Below are 2768 nucleotides of genomic sequence, written 5' to 3' on the forward strand. Positions count from 1 at the left end.
TGCCGGCCAAGCTGCTCGCGGACAACCGCATCGTGATCAACCGGCACCTGGCCCGCTCCAGCGGCGGCAAGGTGTCCTTCACGCACATCATCGGCTACGCGATGGTCAAGGCGCTGGCCGCGCATCCCGTCATGAACGCCTCCTACACGGAGGTGGGCGGCAAGCCGGCCGTCGTCCAGCCGGAGCACATCAACCTGGGCCTCGCCATCGACCTGGTGACCCCGAAGGGCCGCCAGCTCGTCGTCGCCGCCGTCAAGAAGGCCGAGACGCTGGACTTCACCCAGTTCTGGCAGGCCTACGAGGACCTCGTGCGCCGGGCCCGGACGAACAAGCTGACCACCGACGACTTCACCGGCGTCACCATCAGCCTGACCAACCCCGGCGGCATCGGCACCGTGCACTCGGTGCCCCGCCTGATGGAGGGCCAGGGCACGATCATCGGCGTCGGGGCGATGGAGTACCCGGCCGAGTTCTCCGGCGCGTCGGCGAACACCCTGGCGAAGCTCGCGATCTCCAAGATCATCACGCTGACCAGCACCTACGACCACCGCATCATCCAGGGCGCCCAGTCGGGTGAGTACCTGCGCCGGATGCATCAGCTACTCCTCGGCGAGGACGGCTTCTACGACGAGATCTTCCAGTCGCTGCGGGTGCCCTACGAGCCCGTGCGCTGGGTCGCCGACATGCCGGTCGTGCACGAGGGCGACCTCGACCACAACGCCCGGGTGCTGGAACTGATCCACGCCTACCGGGTACGCGGCCACCTCATGGCGGACACGAACCCGCTCGAGTTCGCCATCCGCAGCCATCCCGACCTCGACATCATCAGCCACGGGCTGACCCTGTGGGACCTCGACCGCGAGTTCGCCGTCGGCGGCTTCGCCGGGCACCGGACGATGTCCCTGCGCGACGTCCTGGGGGTCCTGCGCGACTCGTACTGCCGTCGGGTCGGCATCGAGTACATGCACATCCAGGAACCGGATGAGCGTGCCTGGATCCAGGCCCGGGTCGAGCGGGCCGCGGAGCGGCCGGACCCGGCCGAGCAGCTGCACGTGCTGGAGCGGCTCGGGGCCGCGGAGGCGTTCGAATCGTTCCTGCAGACCAAGTACGTCGGCCAGCGCCGGTTCTCCCTCGAGGGCGCCGAGTCGACGATCCCCGCCCTCGACGAGGTTCTCTCGCGCGCCGCCGGCGCGGGGATGGACGAGGTCGTCATCGGCATGGCCCATCGCGGCCGGCTGAACGTGCTCGCCAACATCGTCGGCAAGTCCTACCGGCAGATCTTCGCCGAGTTCGAGGGCTACCTCGACCCGCAGACGGCGCACGGCTCCGGCGACGTCAAGTACCACCTCGGCGCCGAGGGCGTCTACACCGGCCAGGACGGCCGCACGGTACCGGTTTCGGTGGTCGCGAACCCGTCGCACCTCGAGGCGGTCGACCCGGTCACCGAGGGCGTCGTCCGCGCCAAGCAGGACATTCTGGACAAGGGCTCGGCGGGTTTCACCGTTCTGCCGGTACTCGTCCACGGCGATGCCGCGTTCGCCGGGCAGGGGGTCGTCGCCGAGACCCTCAACCTGTCCCAGCTGCGCGGATACCGCACCGGTGGCACCGTACACCTGGTCATCAACAACCAGGTCGGATTCACCACCTCGCCGGACTCCGGCCGGTCGTCGGTGTACGCCACCGACGTCGCCCGGATGGTCCAGGCACCGATCTTCCACGTGAACGGGGACGACCCGGAGGCGTGTGTCCGGGTTGCGGCGCTGGCGTTCGAGTACCGCCAGGCGTTCCACAAGGACGTCGTCATCGATCTGGTCTGCTACCGGCGGCGCGGGCACAATGAGATGGACGAGCCCTCGTTCACCCAGCCGTTGATGTACGACACCATCGCCAGCAAGCGTTCGGTGCGCAAGCTCTACACCGAGGCGCTGATCGGCCGCGGGGACATCACCCGCGAGGAGGCCGAGCAAGCGATGAAGAGCTACCGCGCGGAGCTCGAGAAGGCCTTCGCGCAGACCCGGGACACCACCCCGGCGAGCTCGTCGCCGCAGCCACGCATCATCACCACCCCGGAGGAGGCCGCCGCGGCGGCCGCGGTCAGCACCGCCGTGTCCGACGAGGCCGTGAAGAAGGTCATCGAGACCCAGGTCAACCTGCCGGAGGGCTTCACCGTCCATCCACGGCTGCGTCCCCAGGTCGAGCGGCGGGCCCAGATGGTGGAGACCGGCTTGATCGACTGGGCGCTGGCGGAGACCCTGGCCTTCGGAACGCTCCTGCTCGACGGCCGCTCGGTGCGGCTGACCGGTCAGGACAGCCGGCGGGGCACCTTCGGCCAGCGGCACGCCGTGCTGGTCGACCGGCACAGCGCCGCGGACCACACCCCGCTGCGGACCCTGCGCCACGGCCTCGACGGCACCATCGTGAACGACGGTGTCGGCACCTTCTACGTCTACGACTCGCTGTTGAGTGAGTTCGCTGCGATGGGCTTCGAGTACGGCTACGCGGTCGCCCGGCCGGATATGCTGGTGCTCTGGGAGGCGCAGTTCGGCGACTTCGCCAACGGCGCCCAGTCGATCATTGACGAGTTCATCACCGCCGGTGAGGCCAAGTGGGGCCAGCGGTCGGCGGTCACCCTGCTGCTGCCGCACGGCTACGAGGGTCAGGGTCCCGACCACTCCTCCGCCCGCATCGAGCGCTTCTTGTCGCTGTGCGCGGACAACAACATGACGGTCTCCGCACCCTCGTCCCCCGCCAGCTACTTCCACCTGCTG

At 69.0% G+C, this 2768-nt stretch carries 1 protein-coding gene; it reads left to right on the top strand.

Annotated elements, in window-relative coordinates; translation table 11 throughout:
* Positions 1-2768: multifunctional oxoglutarate decarboxylase/oxoglutarate dehydrogenase thiamine pyrophosphate-binding subunit/dihydrolipoyllysine-residue succinyltransferase subunit (locus AC08ON_RS11575; protein WP_476616944.1), on the top strand; the 2768-nt coding region annotated here is incomplete at both ends.

The sequence above is a fragment of the Frankia sp. CoWAU3 genome (assembly GCF_977971855.1).